At 47.9% G+C, this 19,790-nt stretch carries 19 protein-coding genes and 1 tRNA gene; 13 read left to right on the plus strand and 7 right to left on the minus strand.

Going from position 1 to position 19,790, the window contains the following annotated elements; all coding sequences use genetic code 11:
• Window positions 1-132: 132 nt before the first annotated feature.
• The 5 genes from H6F93_RS06940 to H6F93_RS06960 all read left to right on the plus strand — a co-directional run bounded on the left by H6F93_RS06940 (window position 133) and on the right by H6F93_RS06960 (window position 6,520).
• The gene (locus H6F93_RS06940; RefSeq protein ID WP_190645415.1) at window positions 133-279 is read left to right on the plus strand and encodes a hypothetical protein; all 147 of its coding nucleotides are present in this window, start codon (window positions 133-135) and stop codon (window positions 277-279) included.
• A 241-nt stretch (window positions 280-520) separates the two neighbouring features.
• Window positions 521-1,552: a histone deacetylase family protein gene (locus H6F93_RS06945; RefSeq protein ID WP_190679841.1), complete on the plus strand. Its 1,032-nt coding sequence runs from the start codon at window positions 521-523 to the stop codon at window positions 1,550-1,552.
• Window positions 1,553-1,678: 126 nt separating this feature from the next.
• Entirely contained in the window at window positions 1,679-2,641 is a 963-nt protein-coding gene (locus H6F93_RS06950) for a polyphosphate kinase 2 family protein (protein ID WP_190645411.1), read from the plus strand.
• 343 nt (window positions 2,642-2,984) lie between these two features.
• A complete protein-coding gene (locus H6F93_RS06955) occupies window positions 2,985-5,003 on the plus strand; it encodes a TolC family protein (protein ID WP_190679842.1) in 2,019 nt (672 codons plus the stop codon).
• A gap of 284 nt (window positions 5,004-5,287) precedes the next feature.
• Window positions 5,288-6,520, plus strand: a complete 1,233-nt coding sequence (locus tag H6F93_RS06960) for an MFS transporter (protein WP_190679843.1) — start codon at window positions 5,288-5,290, stop codon at window positions 6,518-6,520.
• A 215-nt stretch (window positions 6,521-6,735) separates the two neighbouring features.
• Here H6F93_RS06960 and H6F93_RS06965 read toward each other — a convergent pair whose 3' ends face one another.
• Both H6F93_RS06965 and H6F93_RS06970 read right to left on the minus strand, forming a co-directional pair.
• Window positions 6,736-6,948 carry a hypothetical protein gene (locus H6F93_RS06965; protein WP_190645407.1) on the minus strand — a complete coding sequence of 71 codons (213 nt, stop codon included), beginning with the start codon at window positions 6,946-6,948 and terminating at the stop codon, window positions 6,736-6,738.
• A gap of 73 nt (window positions 6,949-7,021) precedes the next feature.
• Entirely contained in the window at window positions 7,022-7,477 is a 456-nt protein-coding gene (locus tag H6F93_RS06970) for a DUF4383 domain-containing protein (protein ID WP_190679844.1), read from the minus strand.
• Between the two features lie 441 nt (window positions 7,478-7,918).
• Between H6F93_RS06970 and H6F93_RS06975 the strand changes: the two genes are divergently transcribed.
• The 6 genes from H6F93_RS06975 (at window position 7,919) to H6F93_RS07000 (ending at window position 14,884) form a co-directional block, all read left to right on the plus strand.
• Window positions 7,919-8,554, plus strand: coding sequence for an HPF/RaiA family ribosome-associated protein (locus tag H6F93_RS06975; protein WP_190679845.1), 636 nt, complete (start codon window positions 7,919-7,921; stop codon window positions 8,552-8,554).
• Window positions 8,555-8,747: 193 nt separating this feature from the next.
• Window positions 8,748-9,509 (plus strand): bifunctional 2-polyprenyl-6-hydroxyphenol methylase/3-demethylubiquinol 3-O-methyltransferase UbiG, encoded by a 762-nt coding sequence (gene ubiG, locus H6F93_RS06980; protein WP_190679846.1) that lies wholly within the window; start codon window positions 8,748-8,750, stop codon window positions 9,507-9,509.
• A 225-nt stretch (window positions 9,510-9,734) separates the two neighbouring features.
• Complete coding sequence (gene crtW, locus H6F93_RS06985; protein WP_347277257.1) at window positions 9,735-10,487, plus strand: beta-carotene ketolase CrtW; 753 nt, start codon at window positions 9,735-9,737, stop codon at window positions 10,485-10,487.
• Window positions 10,488-10,895: 408 nt separating this feature from the next.
• On the plus strand, window positions 10,896-11,546 hold the full coding sequence (locus tag H6F93_RS33885) for a WGxxGxxG family protein (RefSeq protein ID WP_190679847.1): 651 nt from the start codon (window positions 10,896-10,898) through the stop codon (window positions 11,544-11,546).
• Between the two features lie 235 nt (window positions 11,547-11,781).
• The gene (gntT, locus tag H6F93_RS06995; RefSeq protein WP_199313531.1) at window positions 11,782-13,107 is read left to right on the plus strand and encodes a guanitoxin biosynthesis MATE family efflux transporter GntT; all 1,326 of its coding nucleotides are present in this window, start codon (window positions 11,782-11,784) and stop codon (window positions 13,105-13,107) included.
• A gap of 46 nt (window positions 13,108-13,153) precedes the next feature.
• Window positions 13,154-14,884 (plus strand): ABC transporter ATP-binding protein/permease, encoded by a 1,731-nt coding sequence (locus tag H6F93_RS07000; protein ID WP_190679848.1) that lies wholly within the window; start codon window positions 13,154-13,156, stop codon window positions 14,882-14,884.
• Here H6F93_RS07000 and H6F93_RS07005 read toward each other — a convergent pair whose 3' ends face one another.
• The gene (locus tag H6F93_RS07005) at window positions 14,885-15,091 is read right to left on the minus strand and encodes a chlorophyll a-b binding domain-containing protein (protein ID WP_190679849.1); all 207 of its coding nucleotides are present in this window, start codon (window positions 15,089-15,091) and stop codon (window positions 14,885-14,887) included. It abuts the gene before it with no gap.
• A gap of 278 nt (window positions 15,092-15,369) precedes the next feature.
• Between H6F93_RS07005 and H6F93_RS07010 the strand changes: the two genes are divergently transcribed.
• Window positions 15,370-15,918: a general stress protein gene (locus H6F93_RS07010; protein ID WP_190679850.1), complete on the plus strand. Its 549-nt coding sequence runs from the start codon at window positions 15,370-15,372 to the stop codon at window positions 15,916-15,918.
• Window positions 15,919-16,000: 82 nt separating this feature from the next.
• On the opposite strand, the gene H6F93_RS07015 is transcribed toward H6F93_RS07010, so the two are convergent.
• From H6F93_RS07015 to H6F93_RS07025, 3 genes are all read right to left on the minus strand, one after another.
• Window positions 16,001-17,257: a glycosyltransferase gene (locus H6F93_RS07015; RefSeq protein WP_190679851.1), complete on the minus strand. Its 1,257-nt coding sequence runs from the start codon at window positions 17,255-17,257 to the stop codon at window positions 16,001-16,003.
• Window positions 17,258-17,361: 104 nt separating this feature from the next.
• A complete protein-coding gene (gene mazG, locus H6F93_RS07020; protein WP_190679852.1) occupies window positions 17,362-18,195 on the minus strand; it encodes a nucleoside triphosphate pyrophosphohydrolase in 834 nt (277 codons plus the stop codon).
• 39 nt (window positions 18,196-18,234) lie between these two features.
• Window positions 18,235-18,825 (minus strand): metal-binding protein, encoded by a 591-nt coding sequence (locus H6F93_RS07025; protein WP_190679853.1) that lies wholly within the window; start codon window positions 18,823-18,825, stop codon window positions 18,235-18,237.
• A gap of 126 nt (window positions 18,826-18,951) precedes the next feature.
• On the opposite strand from H6F93_RS07025, the gene H6F93_RS07030 reads away from it, so the two are divergent.
• Window positions 18,952-19,024: transfer RNA gene (locus H6F93_RS07030), tRNA-Val, on the plus strand.
• A 576-nt stretch (window positions 19,025-19,600) separates the two neighbouring features.
• On the opposite strand, the gene H6F93_RS07035 is transcribed toward H6F93_RS07030, so the two are convergent.
• Window positions 19,601-19,790: IS1 family transposase (locus H6F93_RS07035; protein WP_190678820.1), on the minus strand; the 190-nt coding region annotated here is incomplete at its 5' end.

The following is a 19,790-nucleotide window of genomic DNA, read 5'->3' on the forward strand; positions in this document are numbered from 1 at the left end:
TCAGAATGATGTTTCTCTAAATCTTCATAAGTAGCTTCGCATTCACCCGTATGGGTGAGGCACTTGACCAGTCGTTCCTCTCAATGTCCCAGAGAACTTTATAGTCGAAATATTAATATTCAAAATAAAAAAATGCCTTCTATTCCCAAAGCAATTGTTAAGTCAGGATATAAGGCTCAGTCAGATGACACTAGCGTTGATGCAGATGTGTTGATATTCAATTTATTGCGGCGGCTGAGTTTTGAGGACAAAGCTGAACAAGTCCAGAAAACTGACTGAGCAATCCGTCAAATATGGATTGCCAGTGCCGAAGATATTATCTTGCAAAAGTTGGCTTGACGAAGAAACAGCGATTTAGAAAAACAGTGGCGAGACGTTTTAGGTGTCCTTAAGCTTCAAGGTGAAAGGCTGGATTTTGGCTATTTGGAGCAGTGGGCACAGACTCTTAACTTATCGGAGGATTTAATGATGGCATTGGATCAAGCAGGACTTTGATAGGGTTAGAGAAACAGGGTTAGAGATGATTACGATTTACAGCGACGAGCATCGTTATCAAAACGCCACGGCAGAACTTATTGATGGCAAGTTTTTACCCCCGTTTGAGATGCCAAAACGGGCAGAAATGCTGCTTGAACAGGTGCGATCGGCAAATCTGGGTGAGGTACTGCCACCTGAGGAGTTTGGGCTTGAGCCAATCTTGCAAGTCCATGATCAGCAGTTTGTCTCCTTTTTGAGTACGGCGTGGGGTGAGTGGGTGGCAGCTCACGGAGATTATGATGCGTTGCCGCTAAATTGGGCAACGCGAACGATGCGTCAAGACCGCATTCCAGAAGCCATTGATGGCAAACTGAGCTATTACTCCTTTGATGCAGGTACGCCCATCACTGCCGGAACCTGGAGAGCAATCCGCGCCTCTGCCAATGTGGCGTTAACCGGACAAAAGCGGGTGGCGAATGGAGAACAGGCTGTTTTTGCGCTCTGCCGTCCACCTGGACATCATGCAGGACGTGACCTCTATGGAGGCTACTGTTTTTTAAACAATGCGGCGATCGCTGCTCAAGCTTTTCGAGACGCAGGTGCGGAGCGGGTTGCGGTGTTGGACATTGATTATCATCACGGCAATGGCACCCAGTCCATCTTTTACGATCGTGCTGACATTTTCTTCCTCTCTCTCCATGCTCATCCCAAAGATGAGTATCCCTACTTTTTAGGCTATGAAGATGAAATCGGTGTAGGGCAAGGTGAAGGATTTAACCGCAACTATCCGATGCCTTGGGGAACGGATTGGGGAACTTATCAGAACGCGCTTGCAGATGCGGTTAATCACATTGGTAACTATGCTCCAGATGTTGTGGTTATATCGCTCGGGGTTGACACATTTGAGCATGATCCTATCTCAAAGTTTCGCCTAAAACAGGACGACTATCAGCGAATTGGGGAGGCGATCGCCCATCTTGGTAAACCAACCTTGTTTGTGATGGAAGGGGGGTATGCAGTAGCCGAGATTGGCATCAACGCGGTTAATGTGTTGTCTGGGTTTGAAGCGGCATAATCTGGCAGTGCACTTCAGTTGGCATCTAAACAGCAAAGTCTAACAGAGGGGAGAGGTCTCGCAGCTTATAATTCCGCTACCCTGCACTTACAGCAAAAACTCGTGGGCGCTTCAGCGAGATTCTTTATGAACCATTCCAATTCTTCTAACCCCAATTCTGTTTCTGGCAGTGACAAAGCCGAAACTGCTAAAACAAAACGGGCAGCAGCAGCAGCAACGGCAGCCGTGACAGAGGTTATGTCACCCGAGACGGCGGTTGTTGATGAGCCGCCACCGAAACCCAATTACCCCCTATATCGAGTTCATCCAGGGGAGCCATTTCATCTTGCTGATATTGACCCAGACACTGCGGAGTCTTATCAGGGTAAGAAGGATGTCGAAGCAGAACTCGAATATCAAAGAGAACGCTTGCAGAAGCTACAGGAACGGCTGTTTGCAGAACAACAGCGTAGTTTGTTGATTGTGCTGCAAGCAATGGATACAGGTGGCAAAGACGGCACAATCAAACATGTGTTTCAGGGGATTAATCCTCAAGGCTGTCAGGTCTGGTCGTTTAAGCAGCCCAGTGTAGAAGAACTTAGCCATGACTTTCTCTGGCGCTATCATCAGCGAACTCCACCTCGCGGTATGATCACCATTTTTAATCGATCGCACTATGAGGATGTATTAATTGTTCGAGTCAAAGATTTAGTACCAGAAAACGTTTGGCGTAAGCGCTATCAGTTGATTAATGAGTTTGAACACATGCTCACACTTAATCACATCATGGTGGTTAAGTTCTTTCTCCACATTTCTAAGAATGAGCAAAAAAAGAGGTTGGAGAGTCGCTTAAACAATCCAGATAAGCGCTGGAAGTTTTCCTTTAGTGACATTAAAGAACGTCAGTTTTGGGATGATTATCAGCTTGCTTTTGAGGAGGCTATTACAAATTGCTCAACTGACTACGCGCCCTGGTATGTAGTGCCTGCTAATAAAAAGTGGTATCGCAACCTGGTTGTAGCAAGGGCGATCGCTGACACCCTTGAAGCGATGAATCCTCAGTATCCAGCAGAGACAGAAGCATTGGATAATGTGAAAATTCCAGAATAGATAGCCCATAGCGTTAGTCACTACGAACCAACCCAGCAAGCTCTACCGCCTCTGGGAACGTTCTCTCAATCAAACGCAGCAAGAGCAACCCAAAATTGCTTCTGTGTTCCAGGAATTCGTCATTCGCTTGCGTGCCGATCGCCTGCTGTATGCCTATGAAGAAATTGAGCCGTTGCTGTAGCCACCACTTCAGGGAACCAGGGTTTTTAGCGGATTAGATGCAATGTACATCTAATGCCCCATGACCTTCCGGATCACCCTGCCAATGAGTGCAAGATCTGAGGTGACACCCTGTAGAAACCCATACCCGGCAATCGAAACAAGATTCCAGGTAATTATTTCCATGCGCTTTTCAACTTTTGTATTTTGCACACTTACACTGATTACCGCTCAAGCGATTACGCGACGGGCGATCGCTACCCCTGCCCCTGCTCTGGAGGAAACCAAAGAAAGTCCGGTTAGTGTTGCAAATGATGCAAAACCTGAACTTAGCCCAGTCACTACTCCGCCTGAAGTAGAGCCTGTTAAACCTTTTGCACATCGAGAGGTTGCCCACAGTGTAACAGGCGATCGCCCTACCTCAGCACCGACAGCCCCTGAGCCAGATGCCAAGGTTGAAATAGCTTTACCGACACCAGAACCAGAACTAGAACCAGAACCTATCGGCAGTGTCGAAGTTGCAGCCGTTTCCCCTGAATGGACAGCAATTGCACCGCAAAATTCAGTGGAATGGTCTCGTCCTAACTTTGCCCCCTTTGAACCAATCCGTGAAGAACAAAATTTCCAGGTGCCAACTCCTGAAGAACCAATAGTTGTACCAGTAGTCGTACCGGAAAACGAACCGGTTCAACTACCAGACCTGGAATCAGATCAAGTTGAATCTGAGGTTGCACCGCAGATGGAACCGGATGCTGCGCCAGAAGGTGAACCTGCTCAACTACTGAACGCTGAACCGGGAATCGAAGTCGATGCCGAGTCAGGAATTGAAATAGAGGTGCAAGCGCCCCCTAACCCAGCTAGTTTAGACACTTTAGAAGAATTTGCCCCACCTCCCAATCCTTTAACCAGACCCACCTTTCCTGAAGAAGTGGAAGTGGGAGAAGCTGTGCCAATCACCCTGGAGCAGGCGATCGCCCTAGCACAGCGTCACAACCTTGACCTGCAAACCGCTCAACTAGAGCTAGAACGCACTGAGGCGGAACTGCGTGAAGCTCAAGCAGCTAACTTGCCTCGACTGACGGCTGGCGCTGACCTCACCCTGCAGCAAAGCCAGAGATCCTCTGGTCTTCCCGAAGAGTTAGAAGCTGCACTAGGAATTGAAAGTGGCAATAACTCTTCCACAGCAGCAGTATTGGGCGGTTCCGTAGAACTGAACTATGACATCTTTACATCAGGTCGGCGATCGGCTCAAATCAGTGCGGGTGAGCGGCGAGTGCGGCTTCAGCAGCTCCAGGTAGAAGTTACTTCAGAAGCCACTGTGTTAGACGTGGTGAACGACTACTATGACCTTCAGGAAGCTGATGAGCAGGTGAGAATTGCCCGTGCCTCGCTAGCAGAAACGGAATCTAGCCTGCGAGACGCAACGGCTTTAGAGCAGGCTGGCATTGGTACCCGATTTGAGCAGCTTCAGGCTCAAGTAGATGTCGCGAACGCCCAGCAAGACCTGGTCGAAGCGTTGAGTCAGCAGGAAGTTTCTCGTCGTCAATTGCGACAGCGACTTGGCATTGCTGAGTCGGTGAATGTAGCGGCGGCTGATCCCGTTCGGGTCGCAGGAGACTGGTTACCCAATCTTGAAGAAAGCATCGTTCTCGCTTACCAAAACCGGGCGGAGCTAGAGCAGCAGTTGGTACAGCGCGAGATTAGCCAGCAACAGCGACGAGCAGCGTTATCGGAGTTAGGACCGCAAGTTTCAGCTTTTGCTAGCTATGGGGTGCAGGACACACTCAACCAGGAAGGTGGGCTGGATGATACTTATCAGCTAGGTTTGCGAATGAACATGAACCTGTTTGATGGTGGAGCAACTAGAGCTAGAGCCGCACAGGAGGAAGCCAATGTGGCGATCGCCGAAACCCAATTTGCCAACGTGCGTAACCAGGTGCGGCTTGAAGTCGAGCAAGCCTACTTTACCCTCCAGTCCAGCTTTGAGAATACGCGCACAGCCACTCAAGCCGTAGACTTTGCCACCGAAGCCCTGCGCCTAGCTAGACTGCGCTATCGGGCAGGAGTCGGCACCCAAACTGAAGTCCTGCAAGCGCAATCCGATCTCACTCAGGCAGAGGTCAATTTGCTGCAAGCAATTCTCGGCTACAATCGCTCCCTAGCCTCGCTGCAGCGGGCAGTTGGCAGCTTCTCGGAGGTGTGAGGAGGAAGTAGAAGGGAATCGGTAAGGGTTCATCGAATTCCTCCACCCGATTGACTGACAAATCTTCTGATGTATGTTGGGTGGAGCAAGGCGGAACCCAACTCCTGCCGCGATTCTGTTGGGTTTCGCGATGCCTCACCCAACATACGACTTAACAGACACAGAAACTTGCTGGCCCTTGCTGTTTAAAGCTTGATCTGGTAACTCTTCTGAAAGTGCCCAAATTTTTGGGCAGCTTTTGGAATTGACCTGTTGCTGTTGAGTGGTGTTAAGTTGCACAGCGTATGAATTTTTCTGACTCCAGGCTGTTGGTATTGCTAGCTGCAAGTTCTTTGATTGCCATGACTGGGGCAATCTTAGCTCCCATCTTGCCGGAAATGGCAAACAGCCTCCATTTTGAAACGGCCCAAGCTGGCAACCTGATCAGTTTTCACTTTCTGACCTTAGCAATCTTTACGCCATTGCTTGGAATTTTGGCTGACCGAATTGGACAAATTCGGCTGCTGCTACCGTCTCTGGTCTGCTACGCCGTCTTTGGCATATCAGGAGTATTAATGCACAGTTTCACACCGCTGTTGGCAACACGGGCCCTGTTAGGGATCGCCAATGGCGGTATTGCAGCGGCAGGGTTGGGGTTAGTTAGCAAGCTTTACCAAGGTGAAGCACGGGCACAGGCGATCGCCTATGTCGCTACCACTTTAACCCTGGCTAACATTGTCTATCCGTTGATTGCAGGCTGGATTGGCACAATCGACTGGCACTTTGTCTTTGGGTTATACGGATTGGGAATTCCACTGGCGCTATGGGCTGCTGTTGTGTTTTATGGCAGTCGCCAATCTACTGGTTTGAATGTTGAAGCTCTGTCTACCCAAAAGGATACCGAGAAATCTTCAGCAGAATCTTCCCAAAATGCTACGGTGTCGGAAGTTGCCACACCCGCTCAGCTATTTCGTCAACCTCAAATCTTGAAACTGTTGCTGTGTTTAGCGTTGGTGTCAGCCAGCGTGTATGCCCTGATCGTCTATTTGCCGATCTATATGAAAACGGATATGAGCAGCAATACCGTTTCAATTGGCATTGTGTTAGCGACGAAGGCAGGTGGCGCAGCGCTAGTTTCTGCCTTTCTGGTGCGACGTTTGGTCAAACAAATTGGTGAAAGTTGGACGATCATTCTAGGGGCTGTAACCATGTCACTCACTTTGGCGACAATGCCTTACCTGCACCAGATGCAAACTTTGCTCCCCGTCGCGATTTTGTTTGGTTTTGGCTTCGGCATCGTTGTACCAACGCTCTACAGTAGCTTAGCTGAGCTAGCGCCTGGCAACCTACAGTCAACTGTCCTGGCAACTGGAACAGGCGTGAGTTTTCTGGCACAGTTCCTATCTCCCATTCTGTTGGGGTTTGTCTTCACCCATTCCAATCTCCCAACAGTGTTCTATACCACTGCACTGGTAGCGCTAACTGTAGGCTTGTTGAACCTTCTTCCCAAGCGCAGTTTGGTACCCGCAGAAGAATAAACCTTTTGCATGAATGCTAGCGTTTGAAGGATGTTCGAAAAGCCTGTTCTGTAACCTAGAGAAATTGTAGGGGCATAGCATTCGGTAGGTAAACTTTGGAATAGACCAAAAATTCTTGCCCGAATGCTATGCCCCACCAAAATATACGCTACTCTGCAAACACTCTCTTAAAAACCCTCTAACAATCAGAAGGTCTTGAAGCACAACCCCTATGTTTACTCCTGTTTCTGTTGCTCCGCTGAGCTTTCACTAGGACGCTCTGTCGCAGCAGGGTTAATCTCTGTTCCCTGCTCATCAAAGGGATATCCTTCGCCTTCATCTAAAAGGTTCTCTGGATCTCCTACAAGGTTTGCAGCAGAATCAATCTGACTATTGTCATGACTGTGTTTCGTTCCACCGCCTTTGTGACTAGCATGACCACCGGGCATAATTTTCTCCTTAAATTTGTTGATCGATTAAGTGTTGTAAGTTTTGCTGATTCCAGGGATATTAATGGTTGAACTAAGCCGCTTTCTGAGCATTAGCGGATACTCCAACTCGGTCGAGCACTGTAGGCTTTACGAATCCGTAGTAGTAAGCAATACCGGCAAGAATTGCATTAAACCAAACGTTGTTGCCAAACAGGGGTGCAATGCCAAAGAAAGTGTTGGTGAAAGGAATTATCCCTAGAATGGCATGTGCGGCATACACAAAAGCGAAAATTTGGTTGAAGGTGATTGAGCCACCTAGACTGGTAAAAGCAGCAATTCCCCAAAGTCCAACCAAAACTCCAATAGCGTTGTGGAAGTAGTTGGTTGGAAAGATGCCAAATAGATTGCCATAACCGCTAGCGAAGGAGACATCCGCAGGCGGAGCGACAAAAGCAGGCACAAAACCCGCTAATCCTAATAGCAGGAAAAGAATGCCCAAACTTAGCGCACAGTAGCGAACTTGCATGTTGTCAGATGATGCTTGCATAGTAATGTCTTTTCCAAAATGAACTGTATTGAATGGCGTAGCAATAGCACTTAATTGAACTGCTAGCTACTCACTTAACATTCAAGACCAGTTTCAAAAGCCTAACTTCATTCTTAAAGTCAGTTCCGGCTATGTCCAAAGAGGAGTTCATGATGAATTTGTTTTGTGATGTTCATCTCTTACGCTAAGTCTAGAAAAGATGAACATGCTACGCAGGCAGAGTTCTTAGTCTCAAGATGCTGTTGGGTATCATCTTGTTTCTCTTATACCTCTCCTATTAGACAGGTACTTGGATGAATATAACGGCTCGTGAGTTAGAGGAGAGATAACTTTCAATTCCTTAAGATGGTGCTTCCATGGGCGTTTCCCAGGCTCCTCATCTACCCTACATGCGCTTTACTGCCTGGAAGCCGGAGTTCTCAGATTAAAGGAAGGATGCAGATGAAAGTTCCACCAGAAATTACCTACCGAGGCGTTGACAAGACTGAGGCGATCGCCTCTCTAATCGATGAGAAACTAAACAAATTGGAGCAGGTCTGTAATTACATCAGTAGTTGCCATATTGCAGTTGAAAAAGTACATGACCACCCTCGCGGTGGATCTCCTTATCGAGTTCGACTCGATATGACCGTTCCTCCCAGCCATGAGCTGGTCGCAGAGAGTAATCCCACTCTCGGAGAGCGCAATCAGTATCCTGAACTCGATACGGTAATTCGAGATGCATTTAGCAAAGCTTGGCGACAGCTTAGAGATTTAGCAAGACAGCAGCGGGAGCATGATACTGCTGGAGTAAGCGACGAAGTCCAAGATACTACTGCTCTTGTCACCAAATTATTCAAAGAGCAGAACTATGGCTTTCTCAAAACTCTTGGAGGAGAAGATATCTATTTCAATTGCGACAGTGTACTACACAATGATTTCGATCGCCTTGAGATAGGGACAGGTGTTCGGTTTGAAGCCATAGAGAGTGAAGAGGGATTGCTCCACGCGACAACAATTCAAATTGTCGATAAGCCCGGGGCAAGTGTTGGAAAGTCAGAAGAGACACCGATTGAGCCGCCCCTAGGTTGGGAGTAGTCTGAACAGCGAATCAAATTGAACAAATCAGGAGTTTTCCTTTGACAACTCCTGATTTCGCCAAATAGAAACAATATCGGGTTAAACAGATTTCACGACACATCAATTTCTATAAGACTGTAAGGGCGCACTGCGGTGCGCTCCTACCCATATCTGTAACATTCTCAGATTAAATTGGTATAGGAAGGAAACGATGAAGAAAAATGACTTGGAATACTACGATTTAAACGCTGAGAAATGGTGGAAGAACGGCGAAACCTTACATTTGTCAAATCACTTCAATCAAACAAGGTTTGAGTTTGCCGCTAGCTACATTCCAAACTGGAAAAATCTTAAAGTTCTAGACGTTGGCTGTGGAGGGGGATTAGCTTGTGAAGCTTTAGCCAAACTGGGCGCTGAGGTATCAGGAATCGATCTGTCTGAGAACTCAATTAAAGTTGCAAAAGAGCACGCAAGCCAAAGTCAACTTGAAATCGATTATCAACAAGGATCTGCCGAAGTCCTGCCCTATAGTAGTCATACCTTTGATGTGGTGTTATGCTTTGATGTGCTAGAACACGTATCAAACCTAGAAAAGGTGCTTTCAGAAGTTCATAGAGTCCTATCCCAGGGCGGAGTATTTCTATTTGATACAATTAACAGAACTTTTAAGTCAAAATTGGTGATGATTTGGCTTCTAGAGGATGTTCTAAACCAGATACCCCGTGGACTTCATGATTGGAACAAATTTATTAAGCCTGATGAGTTGAATTTGATGCTGAGAGAGAAGCATTTTTCTAATATTGAGGTTAAAGGATTTGATGTTACTAATGGGATGAACTTTGGAGTTCTTAAAGACATTCTTCTCAAGGGATTGAGTACTCGGAGTGAAGGTGGAGAAGCAGATTTGTTTAAGATTCAAATTAACCGAGATACTTCTATGTGCTATATCGGCAAAGCCGACAAGCTTCTATAAACTGTACTTTTCCTAGGTTCAAATAGCAAGCCTGCGGTATCAAACATCACAAGGCTTGAATGCTGATGTCACTCGATATTACTCTCAAGATAGGAATCAGTTAGGACTATAGGTAGACTTCCCTAAGTACCTGGGTAGTTAGGATTTAGATATATAGCGAAGCCTTGACAGATTTTAAGATTTGGCGATCGCAAATAATTTTCTACCCTGCAATGGAGTTCCTACGTGGTTCAGACAGCATCTATTAAGCCTGTAGAATTCGCTTCAACAACTGTTAAACAGGCAAAAAATTATGGAGTCCTAATTGCTTCTACGATCTTTGGTCTTTGGATAAGCAGTCTAGTTTTGCTGCTTTCTACAGATGTGTCAAAGCTGCCGATTCTAGGAGTGATTTTTGTTTTACTTTGGCAGACTTTTTTGTACACGGGGCTATTCATCACGGCGCATGACGCGATGCATGGAGTGGTCTTTCCCAAAAATCCTAAAGCCAACTATTTAATTGGTTCAGTTGCAGCGTTTTGCTATGCATTTTTTTCCTATAAGCGCTTGTTAAAAAAACATTGGCTGCATCATCGCCACCCGGGAAGTGAGCTTGACCCAGATTTTCACGATTTCAAACATAAAAGTTTCTTTTCCTGGTATTTTCTCTTTATTAAGAGATACTGGAATCTACAGCAATCAATCAGTTTGATAGTTGCCTTCAATTTGAGCAAGTATATCCTCCATGTGCCTGAGACAAATCTAATTTTGTTTTGGATTATTCCTCCTGTTCTAAGTTCGTTACAGCTGTTTTACTTTGGAACGTTTCTACCTCACCGAGAACCCCAGGACGGCTATACCAATTCTCATCATACTCAAAGCACTTCGTTGCCTGTGTTCTTGTCTTTCATCACCTGTTATTACTTTGGTTACCATGAAGAGCATCATGAGCATCCTCATGTACCCTGGTGGCAACTGCCAGCAATTCGAAATAGCTAAAAGCTAATACCGTTTTTACCTGAAACTGCACTTTTTAAGCACACTCTATACACATTGAGCAAGCTCCAAAATAGTGAATTTTCCAGTGAGAAGCTTTGTGTTTCTAGTTACAAATCAACTTAAAACAAAGATGTTCCTATGGTAGACGCTCTAGCAAACTTCCAGGATTAACATCAGAATTAGCAACAAAGATAGTTCTAGTTTTCCTCGTTGTTTGCCTGGAGGTGTTGAGTCCTAAATCACTAAAATTTTGCTCAACATTTCCAGGATTCCTTCTGTTAATAGCGGAACAGATAGGAGGCAAAGCGACGGTTATGAATCATTAGACTCTTTTACGGCTAGCACTACCGCTCTACCTACACCTTAAAAACTCACTTAGACATTGAGAAAGTACCAGAAACTAAAACCATGAAATCTACAGCTTTAACACAAACTATTCTAAGTAGCGTTTGCGCCCTTAGCCTGGCCGCTTTCCCTTTTGCATTTAATGCTTCTGCTCAGACAGGGGGTGCTGGTGGAACGACAGGTGGCACCACAGGTGGCACGACTACAGCTCCTAGCAGTCCTTCAGGTGGAACTGTTGACGGTGCGACGGGTGGAGCAACCGGTGGCACGACAGGCAGCACCACAGGAGACATTGAAGGAAATACCACGGGTACCACGGGTGGAACTGACGGTACGGTTACAACGCCCGGTACTGCTATCGATGGGACAACAGGTGGGACAACAGGCGGAACAACGGGTGGGACAACAGGTGGGACAACAGGCGGAACAACCGGTGGAACAACGGGTGGAACAACGGCTCCTGCAGGTACCACGGGTGGCTCAACTGATGGTACTACAACCGCTCCTACCGTAAGCCCTAACACAACGACTACGGGTGGACAGGAAACTGGCGATACAACCAGTGATGTTCAGGCGGCTGAGGGCGATCGCGACTTTGACTGGGGCTGGCTAGGCTTGCTTGGATTGCTGGGTTTGGCTGGTCTCAAGCCTAAGGACAGAACTCCAACCCGTCGTGAAACAACCGTATCGAGTTCTAGTTCCAACAGATATTAGAGTTGTTTTGTGTGAACTAGTTATCTTTCCGCAAACTAAGGATGCACTCTCGGAAGACAGGGATACATCCTTTTCTCTCAATAGACCTCAAGCATGAATGGTAGCGTGGCTTCACCACGCTACCATTCATGCTTGGAAACGTGATTTATGCAGGAGGTTAACCTCCAGGTGCGGGGTTAATTGCAGTGAGTTGTGAGAGGCTAGGGAGTGTAACTGTTCCTTTTCACCTATTTTCATGCATTCTATGCAGTTTCGCGATCGCTTCTTTCAACTAGCTGCTGTCAATGTGCTTTCTAACCTGATGGTGCCGTTAGCAGGGCTAGTCGATATGGCGTTTTTAGGGCATTTGCCAGAAATCCGTCATTTGGCAGGTGTGGCGCTAGCAACAGTTTTATTCAATTACATCTATTGGACGTTTGGCTTTCTGCGGATGGCGACAACGGGAATGACCGCCCAAGCAGTCGGACGGCAAGATCAAGATGGTGTCCTATTAGTTGGGTTACGTAACGCTGGACTGGCACTGGCAATAGGAATAGCAATCTGGATTTTGCAATATCCCCTACGAGAAATTGGGTTTGCCCTTTTGAGTGCAGAGCCAGAGGTAAAAGCCGCAGGCATTAATTACTACAACGCGTTGATCTGGGCAGCACCTGCAACTCTGATAAATTTTGTGCTGATTGGTTGGTTTCTAGGGCGAGAGCATGGAGGTAAAGTGCTGGTGCTTTCGCTTATTGGAAATGGAACTAATGTGATACTGGATTACCTGTTTGTAGTGCAGCAGGGGTGGGGGAGCGCAGGTGCGGGTTGGGGAACAGGACTCAGTCAGTGTCTCATGCTTCTGATAGGGCTAGTCTTGGTGAGCCGAGAACTGAAGCTAAGCCAGGTTCAAGCGGTCATAGCAAAACTGTTTGACCTGAGCGATTGGAGAGCGGCGTTTCTCCTGAATGGTGATATTGTGGTTCGCACCTTTGCGCTGGTGTCAGCTTTTGCGCTATTTACAAATTTCAGCTCTGCTCTGGGAACAACGGTATTGGCAACGAATACTCTATTGCTGCAAGTCGTCACACTGGCAGCTTATTTTATTGATGGGTTAGCGTTTGCAACGGAGAGTTTTGCGGGCAAGTTTTATGGTCAAGGCGCAAGCGATCGCCTGCTGACACTAATTTGGCTATCAGGGGGAGTGAGCCTGGGGTTAGGGCTTGCCTTTGCGGCGGCGTTTGCCCTCTTTCCCATGCCGTTATTTGGGCTACTGACAAACCATGCAGATGTGTTGGAGCAGGTAAATCGGTTTGTGCTGTGGCTATTTCCGGTTCTCGGTTTTGGGGCGATCGCCTACACTCTGGATGGCTACTTTTTGGGTTTGACTGAGGGACAAATTTTGCGTCAATCTACTGTTGTGGCAACTTTGCTAGGCTTTGTGCCAATGGGGGCGATCGCCTGGCAACTTCACAGTGCTCATCTGCTGTGGATGGCAATGGTGTTATTAATGGCAACCCGAGCTATCACCCTGACCCGCCGAGTACCTGAAACACTGCGGGTTAAATCGGTAACGCAGGAGTAATGCAAGCAAGTAATGTAAGCAAACCAGTCCTAAAGGAAATAAGTTGATGGATCGATTGAATTTACAAGTCTTTCAGCAGTTTTGGGCGATCGCCAAATCCTACTGGTCAGGGGACGAAAAGTGGCAGGCTAGAGGACTACTGCTGGGAGTTGTTTTGTTTTTGTTAGCCTACACAGGGCTAAGCGTTTTGCTCAACAACAAGCGCGGAGTGCTGATTTCAGCCCTCTCTGCTCAGGATGAGCCGCGATTTTGGCAAACGGTGATGATCTTCTTAACAGTGCTAGTGATCTATGCGCCGCTGCTGGCTGGCTACACTTATTTGCGCGATCGCCTCAGTTTACAATGGCGACGCTGGCTAACTGAGCGGTTTGTGAATCGCTATTTCAGCGATCGCGCCTACTATCAACTCAACATTTCAGACATCAACATCGATAACCCCGACCAGCGAATTGCTGAAGATGTTCGCAGTTTTACTCAAGAATCACTCACCTTTTTGTTGGCACTTGTAGAATCATTTCTAGCTGTGGTTGCCTTTAGTGGTGTGCTGTGGAGCGTTTCCAGACCACTCGTGTTTTTTCTAGGACTGTATGCGCTAGTCGGGACATTAGTAACAACAGGTGTATTTGGCAAACCGCTGGTGCGGCTAAACTTTGAACAGTTAAGACGAGAAGCCAACTTCCGCTTTAGCCTGGTGCGAATTCGGGAAAATGCAGAAGCGATCGCCTTTTACCGAGGTGAAGAACGCGAATCAAACCAGGTCAATCAGCGGTTTTCAGAGGTGTTTGAGAATGTTAAACGGCTCCTTGTTTGGGAGTTAAGTCTAAACGTTTTGACCAATGCCTATGAGTTTATTCCGTTCATTTTGCCCGCACTGGTAGTAGCTCCTGGAATTTTTGCCGGGGAGATCGAAGTGGGAAAGGTGAGCGAAGCGCAGGGTGCTTTTGTGCGCGTCTTTTTCTCACTCAACATCATAGTTGCTCGCTTTCAGTCACTCACCACTTTCACAGCCGGAATCAATCGTTTGTACACCTTCGCTGAATTTCTAGAACAGGTTGAAACGGATCAAACCCAGACAACAGCAGCCACAGCAGCAGGTACGTCCATTGAGGGAATACAAACTGAAGCATCCTTCAATTCTGGTCAACCCTCCGTCATTCAAGTGGTCGAATCCGATCGCCTTGCTTTAGAGCACCTCACTTTACAGACGCCGAATCGACAACGCACCTTGATCAAAGACTTGTCGATAGAAATTCCGTCGGGGCAAGGGTTATTGGTGATGGGGCCAAGTGGATGTGGAAAGAGTTCGCTGCTGCGGGCGATCGCAGGTCTGTGGAATGCTGGAACAGGCAAAATCATGCGTCCTAAACCAGACCAAATCCTGTTTCTACCTCAGCGTCCTTATATGGTCATGGGAACATTGCGCGACCAGTTGCTTTATCCCAACACTCAGCTTCAGGTCGAAGACCAACACCTTAAGCAAGTTTTGGAACAGGTGAATTTAGCAGATTTAGATGAACGGTTTGGTGGCTTTGATGCCGAACGAGAGTGGGCCGATGTTTTATCTCTAGGAGAACAACAGCGGCTCACCTTTGCCCGGCTACTGTTAAACAAGCCAAACTACGCCATTTTAGATGAAGCAACTAGTGCCCTTGACCTCGACAATGAAGAACGACTCTATCAACATCTGTCTGCAATTGGTGCTACCTTTTTGAGCGTAGGACATCGCTCATCTTTGGCGGACCATCACCAACTAGTTTTAGACCTGGCTAAAGCCTAATTAATGAATCAGGTGAAGCACATCTCGAAGAACACTGTAGCCTGCCCAATCCCAAAGCAAGTAAGCCACAAAACCGAGCATGGCAAGACGACCATTCCATAGCTCTTGTTGGGGGTTCCAGCCAAAGATCCAGGCATTGCGATCGCTGCCATTATAAGCTGGAGCAATAGGAGTAACTGCAGTTTTTTCGGGTGTAGTGGTTTGCATGGCTAAATAGTCTCCAGTTCACTAAGATTAGCCTCATGCTATCGATTGCCTACGCTGACAAGGTCTGTCTTTGAGCTTATCTAGCTTTACTTCTAGAGAATAGTTTGTGAAGAAGTACCAGAAGCACCAGTTGTGAGTCAATGTTGCTTACATCTTTTGATTGATGAGCATTTAGAGGAGAACAACAAGAATGATGGCATAACCCAAACAATAGTTCTGCATCTGTTCCGTTCTAAACATTTAACTAGTTAGACAGATGTTTGCAGAAGGAGGAAAATATGGCTGAAGGTCAAAAATTAGCGGTTGGAGTGTTCCCTAACCATGAGAACACTGAGAGCGCATTAAATGAGTTAAAAGCGTCTAACTTTTCAATGGACAAAGTCTCCGTCATTGCTAAACAGGGTGATGATGAGAAGCAAGTCGCTGGAGTTGAGATGAGCGATCGCGTCGGAGGACAAGATGTAGAGAGCCCTACCCAAGTCGTCTCAAATGCCGTCTCAGGAGCTACCTGGGGCACAATCCTACTAGGTTTAACAAGTCTAGCTATTCCTGGAGCGGGTCCTGTACTGGCGGCAGGTACTTTAGGTGCAGCTCTTCTAACTAACCTTGCAGGAACCGGACTCGGAACCTTAGAAACCAATCGTTTGATTCATGCTTTAGCGGATTCTGGTATTCCCGAAGAGCAAGCTAGAGTTTATAGCGATCGCCTGATTGGGGGAAACTATCTGGTCTTTTTAGAAGGCTCGGACACCGAAGTCGGGCAGGCAGAATCAGTCTTACAAAGTCAAGGCGTTCAGGAGTGGGGTATCTTTGACCGTCAGAGCTAAGGTGACTGAGATTGGTTAAGGCAGGCAGTAACCGACAAAGATTTGTCCCGCAGGTTTTCGTGGTGAAATTGGATACCAAACCTCAGCGCTGAAGCTGGGACTCAACTACTGAGACGACTCGTGCTACCCCATCCTCAGCTTGCAGTTGTACCTGCAACTGTTGGGCCCGTTCTCGGAAGCTGGAATCCTCAAGAACGGTTTGGATACTGGCAACGAGGCGATCGCTAGTGAGTTCTGATTGACGATGAGTGGCGGGACAAACTCCCAGTTGTACGAGCAAATTCCCCCAAGTTGGCTGGTCTCCAAAGAAAGGGACAACGATAGAGGGAATACCTGCCCGTAATGTCGCAGCTACGGTTCCTGAACCGCCATGATGAATTGCAGCACTGACTCTAGGGAAAAGCCAATCGTGAGGAGCTTCCTCAAGTCGGTAGATGGAGGGGGACAGGTCGGTGCTAACGCTCCCCCAACCGGAACAGAGAATGGCTCGCTGTTTGGTTGTCGCTAAAGCTGAGACGATCGTTTGAGCTAACTGCTCAGGATGCCGAGGGATCATACTGCCAAAGCCAACATAGAATGGCTTTGGCTCTTCATCCAAAAAGGCTTGTAGTTTGGGTGAGGAAGTAAATGAGTCTGCTGTATTGAGAAAGCAGTATCCCGCTTGGTAAACTGCCGGGCCCCAATCTGAAGGAGGGGCGATCGCCGCTGCACTATAGCAATTAACAATGGTCAGGGGTGAAAGGAACGGAGACGCATCACGCCGATATCGGGCTCCTGCCCAGGGCAATTGAGGCAGGTGCAGCACGTCTTGTCGAAACCGATTGATCAGCTTTGCATTGGAACGCCAGCCGAGGAATCCCACCAGATGATAGCTCAAAAGGTTGGCTAGCCCTGGCAACCGCTGGTCGGTGCGTTCGGTAAAACCCAGAAAAGGGAAAGTTCGCGTTGCAGCGATAGGAATTTGGGTCGCCAAAATTGCAGGAACCTTGAGCGCTTCAGCGAGATGGTAGCCCCACAGCGCTAGAGGCGAAAACACAATCAAATCCGCTCCGTGACAGGCATTCCAGGCATCCAAAAGCTGTTGCCACAGCAGTTCCTCAGGAATCAGCTTCACCCGATTGCCTTCGAGTAGCTCCAGTCCTGTTGGTGAACTCAGGAGTTGCTTAAAATCACCCGCGATCGGTATAAACGGAATGTTCCAGTGAGCGGCAAAGTCAGCAAAGTTAGGACTACTCGCCAATGTGACTTGGTGTCCGCTTTGGATTAAGCCTAAGGCGATCGCGCAAAAGGGTTGAATGTCGCCACGAGAGCCAACCGTCAAAATGGTGATGCGGGCCATGTCCCTCGTCCTGTAAGTAAATGAACAAGCGCTATCGTGGATTAGGTTTGGTCTAGGTAGGGGCTTGGCAGTGCCAAGCCCCTACAGCAAGCTACGCTGCGACCCTAATCTCCACCCGCCAATTTTGCCTTTGCTCGCTGCCACAGCGTTTCTAGTTCGTCCAAAGTGTAAGTCGAAAGGGGGCGATCGCACCCTGCCTCCACCTGGGCAAAACGCTGAATAAATCGCTGGTTAGTGCCCTCAAGCGCTTCGACCGGGTCGAGGTCATGCCAGCGAGCAATATTAATCAGGGTAAAGAGTAAATCACCTAACTCGGCTTGCTGGTTGGCTTTGCTTTCAGAAGCGATCGCCTGCTGAAATTCTGCTAGCTCCTCATGAAACTTTTGCCATACACCGTCTACGTTTTCCCACTCAAATCCAGCCGCTGCTGCTTTTTGGGAGATTTTCATCCCCGCCATTAGTGGAGGGAGCGATCGCGCATAGCGGCTGAGTCGCGGGGTGAGTCGCTGAGGCTCAGCAGGAGACTGTTCTTCAGCCGCTTTGATTTGCTCCCAGTTTTGATGCACCTCCTCCACGCTCTGCACCTCGACATCGCCAAACACATGCGGATGACGGCGAATTAGCTTTTCGGTAATTCCTTCTGCCACATCCTTGAGGTCAAACTGCCCAGCTTCACTAGCAATCTGCGCCTGTAAAACAACTTGCAGCAGCAAATCTCCTAACTCATCGGCGATCGCCTCCTGATTGCCCTGCCGAATCGCATCTACTACTTCGTAGGCTTCTTCAACTACATAAGGAATCAGCGTTTCAGGTGTTTGGGCTAGATCCCAGGGACAGCCCCCGTTGGGCGATCGCAACTGTGCCACAACTTCAACTAGCCGTTGCAGGGCGCTGAGAATAGCTGACTCAAATGAGTGAGATGCGGGTGGGGTAGACATAAAAAAACAAAGACTAACATGAGAATGGGTTGATCTTAGCTAACGTTTACTTTGCCGTTGTCCCTTACTCCGTCTAGTCATGCGTTTCTTGGCTTTGGGTGCAGGTGGCAAGACAGCTTTCCATCCTTGAGTTTTATAGCGCTTTTGAGCGGATACACCCCAGTCCGCTACGTAATGACTTAATGCCCCCAATTCCAAGCCCAGGCAAAACAGCAGCCACTCAATCGTGTAACGCTGAAACGATCGTTGCAATGATTGCCCAATTCCATTCCACGTCCAGCCGACGCGCAGCACTTCATTAATCAAAGCTAAGCCTAATAGCCCCAAAAAGGTTAGCCAAACCGAGAGATAGAGAACCCGCACCGTTGTGCCGATAATCGGGCCGTGTGACCAGATTGAGCGATGCTTCATGCTGCCCCGGTAGGGAATCCAGATCCAGCGGAGCCAGCCCCAGCGCTTGTAGTGAATCGACAGCACATCCAGGTCAGGCCCAAACATCAAACCGCCAAACAGAAAGCCTGCACAAATAATCAGCGTAATCGTGCTGTTGCGGGCGATCGCCAACGTCAGCCCCGCCAATATGGGCAGAGTCCAAAGCGTAATACGATCGTGCGTCCGACCCGATGGCATGATTGAACGGAGCAAATTAGATTAGCAGTTTTAATAGTTTATCTGCGATTTAGCGCAGCAGAATCAAATTTATCTGCTATATTAGAATTCGTGCGATTTCAATTGATGGAATTTCACAGCCTCTCCGGGCGGTTAGCTCAGTTGGTAGAGCGCCTGCCTTACAAGCAGGATGTCGCGGGTTCGAGTCCCTCACTGCCCATTCCCGGTATCAGGTAACACTTTATCTGTCGTCGTTAACAAGTTCTTGTCGTCGTTAACATTCTTATGCCAAGCGAGCAGGGGCATCAGATCACTCCAACGTTCGGCTTGTTTAGCGATGCTGAGATTGGGCAGGATCCAATGCAGTCGTTGCTTGGCAAAGCGAAACCAGTGGTCAACCTCAAACCGGCGGCAGTAGAGTTGCCAAATTTGGTCTAGCGGTGGATTGATTCACCTACCCAAGTCAGCCAGACAGGTTTATCCATGCGGCAATTGCTCTGTGCATCAAGTCGTTCCACCAAGACCAGTTGCATCGAATGAGTCGTTGCAGAGCGGAAGTGCATCTGCTGCTAGCAGCGCAAGCGCAGTCGTCCTTGTCTGGGGTCATTCACCTCAACCGACTGGTCAGGGTTGCAGCGTTGAGCTTGAACTTGGCACCATGTACACGCGGTCTACCTCTGCCACTATACTTAGGCGGAGCACTCCACAAACAACGGTTAGAGCACACGCGCATCAACTTATCACACTTAAGTCTAAACTCCAGTTAGATTTTGGGCGTTGCACAATGGGTGAATGATCATTTCAAAGTAGGCACTTGTCGATGCTTCAAGTAGTAAATTAACAAGCGAATCGATGCCTGAAGCATCTCAATGGACTTGGAATAGCAGAAGGTTTTGCGGTGCAGCCGCGCCAGATGGTGCCGTAATCGACTATTTTCTCCTTCAACCCGAGTCATGGCTGTTTTGCTCACCAGATGATCGCCATCT

Origin of the sequence: Leptolyngbya sp. FACHB-671 (assembly GCF_014695745.1) — a bacterium.
Classification (GTDB): Bacteria; Cyanobacteriota; Cyanobacteriia; order Elainellales; family Elainellaceae; genus JAAUTN01.